2 protein-coding genes are annotated in these 5,296 nt (G+C 70.2%); both read right to left on the minus strand.

Annotated features, from left to right (window positions below; genetic code table 11):
* Positions 1–4,848: fatty acid synthase subunit beta domain-containing protein (locus tag ACO48X_RS05280; RefSeq protein ID WP_485001076.1), on the minus strand; the 4,848-nt coding region annotated here is incomplete at its 3' end.
* A 19-nt stretch (positions 4,849–4,867) separates the two neighbouring features.
* A partial coding sequence (locus tag ACO48X_RS05285; RefSeq protein WP_485001077.1) for a carboxyl transferase domain-containing protein occupies positions 4,868–5,296 on the minus strand: 429 nt, incomplete at its 5' end.

A 5,296-nucleotide genomic window follows, 5' to 3' on the forward strand; every position in this document is an offset into this window, starting at 1 on the left:
CGGCTCGCCGGGCTCTTCGACGGGGGCGGCCGCCACGTCCTCGCGCCTGACGCGCTGCGAATCCCTCGCGACGTTCATGACGGTGACGTCCGCGCCCGCCTGGGCGACGGTCCGCGCCCCGATGTTGGCGAGGGTCGGCGCGGTGGCGAGGCCGACCTCGACCCATTCGCGCACGCCCTCCTCCAGGAGCACGTTCTGCGTGCGAATCCACTGCACGGGCGAGGCGAACTGCCATGCGAGAAGCTCGATGATCAGCGTGCGGACGACGCGGTAGCGGTCGCGCTCGAGCAGGCCGTCGAAGTCCTCGACCAGCTCGGCCACCATCGTCGACGGGGCGACGTCGAGGATGAGCCTCGCGAAGTCCTCCGTCAGCTCGAAGGGCCGGGCCACGAGGTTGGGTATGTAGCGGCCCACGAGGGCGTCGGCCTCGATCTTCTCGGGCAGCAGGTCTTCCAGAAGCTCGCGGAAGTCGTCCACGCCGTTGCGCAGGACACGCGAGTGGAAGGGCACGTCGATACCGGGAACGAGGATGAACGAGCGCTTGCCGCCCGCGGCCTCGGCCCGGGCGTTCGCGTCGCGCTCCAGGGCCTTAAGGCCCGCGACGGTTCCGGCCACGGCGTACTGCTGGCCCTCGATGTTGAGGTTGACGACCTCTAGGAACTCGCCCGTCTCCTCTGAGATCGACTCGACGTAGCCGACGACGTCGCTCACCCCAAACTGACTGGGGCGAAGCGCCCCCATGCGGTAGTTCGAGCGGCCCTGCGCGTCGCGCGGAACGAGGTTGTGCATCGTCGAGCCGCGCTGGAAGACGATCTCAAGGAGGGCCTCCAGCGGGAAGACCCGCCCGTACGACGAGAGCGCCGTGTACTCGCCCAGCGAATGCCCGGCGAACATCGCCCCTTCCACGAGCGCGCCTTCGGCCGCGAGCCTTTCGGTCTGGGCCGCGGCGACGGTGGCCAGCGCCACCTGGGTGAACTGGGTGAGGTTGAGCAGGCCCTCTGGGTGGTGGTAGCGCACGCCGCCCGCGACGAGTTCGCGCGGATTGTCGCGTACCAGAGCGAGGATCGAGAAGCCGAGCTTTTCGCGAGTGTGCTTGTCGGCGCGCTCCCACACGGCCCGCGCCGCGGCCGACTCGTTGCGCTCGTCCAGAGCCATCCCCTGGGACTGCACGCCCTGCCCGGGATACAGGTAGGCGGTGCTCGGGGCGGCCACGGCCGCCGTCGCAGTGGCCGCCAGAACCCCGTCGACGGTGCACGAGACCTCGAGGGCCAAGCCTCCGTCGCGGATGCGTCCGACGCGTTCGACGCGCACGTCGACGACGTCGCCCAGCGCGACCATTCCGAACATCCTGTACGTCCACCCCAGAATCCTCGTTCCCGCGATCTTCTGGGTCACGTACTCCGCGGCCGCACACAGCCACATGCCGTGGACGATCGGCTCGTCGAGCCCGGCGAGCTTCGCTCCCCTGCGCGACGTGTGAATGGGGTTGTAGTCGCCCGAGACGATGGCGAAGGCGGTCATGTCCGTCGGCGCGGAGACCTTGGCCGAGCCGAGGACGGAGCGCGGGGTGTCGACGACGTCGCCGACCCCCGCCCGGGGCTCGGGATCCTCGAGCTGTTCTTCGCCGACGCGGCCGCGCAGGGCGAAACGGTCGGCGAAGAAGGCGACCTCTCGGCCGTCGCCGTCCACGACTCGGGTGTCGACGCCGATGACTCTGCCCGCGGCGGTGTCGGCGACGCCGGTCACGTGCGAGGTCGCAGTCAGCGCCCCAGTCAGCTCGTCGAGCGCCACTGCGATGCGCTCGGAGTGATCGAGGTGGACTGTCGATAGAAGTCCTTCTATGACGGGGTATCCGTCGCGGGCAGTCGAGCCGATCGCGCCGTATATCGCCGGCCAGCACGAGCCGAACAGGGCGCTCGGCACGGCGCCCGCGCCGACCGCCTCGGGGGGCTCGCACACGAGTGCGTGGGCGGCGGCCGCGTCGCGGCCGAAGTCGAAGGAGAAGGCCTCTCCGTCGCCCGGGAGGGACTCGACCGGGGTTCCGCCCGCCGTCGTCGAGCCTACGCCGGCTGTCGCCTCCAGCAGGCCGCGCATGGCTGCGGAGAGCCGGGCGTCGTCCACGAGCGGGTAGGCGCCGAAGGCCGCGCCCTCGGGCGCCACGAGCGGAATGCGGATGTCGCGGACGCGATGGGCCGACGAGCCGGCGCCGTCCCACACGGAGTCGAAGGGCACGAGGACCTCCCATCCGCCGGAGACCGATCCTTCGGCCCTTTCAAGGCTCGCTCCCTCGATGAGGGCCGGGTTGGACACGAGGTTCCCCCGCCACACGACGTAGCGGGCGGACCGGAAGTACTCGTCCTCGGTCGCGGCGAGTCTGCTGAAGGCGTTCTCGCCCTCGCCCAGGCGGGCCCCTGCGACCTGCTCGTATTTGGCGAGGATGTCGGCGACGGGCACGTTCGCCTCGGTGATGGCCCGCACGGAAATCGGGCCCGGGATGATCCGCACCGCGTCCGCCGCGTACCGCGGATCGTGGGACTGCCACAGGTTGTCCGACCCCCACCTGCGAACGATCTCCGCGTCGATGACGGGGACGAAGGGCACGGGCTTGGGGTACTTGCGCGAGAGTTCGACGAAGAAGGCGGCGTCCGTCGGCGTCACGAGGACGGATTCGGCCGCCGGGTGCGCGGCCGCGAGGGCCTCCACGGCCCGCCCGGGGTCCTCGACGCCGTCGGCGAACAAGGTCTCGATCTCGCCGCGGTCGGCCTCGCTCAGGCGTGCCTCGGCGCGCTGAAGCAGTTCGACGAAGCGCTTTTCCATGGACTCGTCCACCCAGGGCCAGGCAAGCTCGACGTAGCGCTCCAGCATCTGGCGGTAGGTCATCTCTTCGACGTCGCCGAAGTACGGCTTGGCCGTCTTGTCGATCGCCTCGATGATCTCCTCGCGGCGCGATTCGACCTCCTCGGCGGGGATCTCGGCCAGAAGCTTGGAGGCCTCGGCGCTCGCGTTGGCGACCTCGTAGAGGTCCGCGTGCAGCTGGGACAGCCCGGAGGTCATTCCCCCGCGGACCTCGCCCCTGCGCACCCAGCCTTCGGAGATGCCGGGCGTCGCCACGAGCAGGTCCTTGACCGCGGGGCTCGTTGCGGCCTCGGCGGAGGCCATGAGCGGGGTTCCGACGAATACGCCGTCGACGGGCATCGGCGGGCGCCCGTGGGCGACGGACCACGAGCCGTCGAGGTAGTCGGCGGCGCGCTCGGGGTCGCCGAGGCCGCCTCCCGCGCACACGACGACGCCGGCCTCGCGCAGCTGCGCATACGTCGGAAGCAGCAGCTCGGGAAGCGACTCCCACGAGTGGTGGCCGCCGGCCTGCCCGTCCTCGACCATGGCGATGAGCGGCAGATCCACGCCCTTTTCGTTCAGCTCGCGGGCGATCTGCACGACCTGGCGGATCTGCGCCACCGTGCCGGGCTTGAAGGCAACGTACGGGAATCCCTCGGATCGCAGGCGCTCGACGAGCTCGACCGCCTCGTCGAGCTCGGGGACGCCGGCGGAGACGACGACGCCGTCAAGCGGCGCCCCGGCCGAGCGCTTCTTCGACACCGCGCGGCGGGATCCGAAATGCAGGCCCCACAGGTACGGGTCGAGGAACATGGCGTTGAACTGGGCCGCGCGGCCGGGTTCGAGGAGCTCGCCGAGCCGGTCGAGATGGTCGGAGAGGATCTCCTCGGTGACCTGCCCGCCGCCGGCCATCTCCGCCCAATGTCCGGCGTTGGCCGCGGCGGCGACGATCTCCGGCTCGACGGTCGTCGGCGTCATGCCGCCCACGAGGATCGGCGAACGGCCCGTCAGCCGCGTGAAGGCGGTTTCAACGGCCTTCCTCCCGTCGATGACGCGGGCGGCCGGGGCGAAGACGGACCAATCCTGGGAGGCCGTCTCGCGAGGCGCTCCCTGGGCAAGCGCATCGCGCAACTCGGCCGTGCCCGCTTCGATGTAGTGCACGCCGGTCCCCGCGAAGTTCTCCGCGGCCAGGCGCGCCAGGCCGGTTCCCGGGCCAAGGTCGACGACGGTCGCCCCCGAGGGCACCTTTTCGCGGAGCTCCGCGACCCAGTCAAGGCTTTCGGTGAGCACGGCGCGGGCCAGATCGGCGGCGTCGGGAAGCGAGACGCCGCAGGCGCGAACCCACTGGAGCACCTGCTCCACGGCCGGTTCGAGCACCGGATTGTGGAAGGGGGCGGCGACGTCGAGGTACTCCCCCTCGACCTTGAGCGCGCTCAGGGCCGCTTCGAGGGCCTTGGGCGCGCCGGAGAGCACTTCGGACGTGGCGGAGTTCTTGATCGCCAGGGCGACGTCGCCGGGAAGCTCGACTTCGGCCAGGTTCTCTCCTTTGACGGAGACCATGGGTGTGTGCTCGCCGCGGCGGCTCGCACCGGCGAGAAGCGTCTCGCGGGTGGCGGCCGCGCCGATGAGGCGCGCGAGCGCGAGGACCTGCGCGTGGTCGTCGCGCAGCATGGCCGCGCCGAGGACGCCCTGGGAATGGCCGACGGCCGCGACGGGCTCCGGCAGGGTCTCCCGCACGTCGAGGTAGGCCCCGTATTGGGCAAGAAGGATTCCGGGAACTGTGGCCCCTGCGTTCTCGGGGGCCTCAAGCGGCGCCCCCAGAAGATCCATGGGCCCCGTGACCGTCAGCAGCTCGGGGGCCACGGGGGCGAGGATCTTTTCCGCGGCGTCGCGGATGGCGCCCAGCTTCGCCGCGATCGCGGGATCCGACGCAAGCTCCGCCAGCTCCGTCCGCCAGGGCGTCGATTGCCCGGCGAATTGAGCGATCCAAGCGGAAGGGGTGTAGGAGTTCATTGATTGGCCTTTCGTCAGCTCACATCGGCATGTTGCCGTGGCGGCTCGTGCGGGATTGGGAACGGTTCTTCGTCCGCGCGATTCGCAGCGCGGAAACGATCGACGAACGAGTCGTCTCCGGGGTGATGATGGCGTCGAGTTGCCCGCTTTCTATCGACAGGTACGGATTGACGTTCTCGCGCGTGTACTTTTCCACGAGTTCGGCTTTGACGGCGGCGACGTCCTTGCCTTCCTCCACGGCCTTTTTCAGCTCGCGCCGCCCAGTGATGGCCACCGCGCCGTCGGCCCCGAGCACGGCGATCTCCGCCCCCGGCCACGCGTAGTTGAAGTCTCCTCCCAGGGATTTCGAACCCATGACGATGTAAGCGCCCCCGTAGGCCTTTCTCAGCGTCACGGTCACGAGCGGGACCGTGGCCGTGGCGTAGGACCAGATGAGGTTGGCGCCGCG

It is taken from the genome of Peptidiphaga sp., assembly GCF_057238965.1.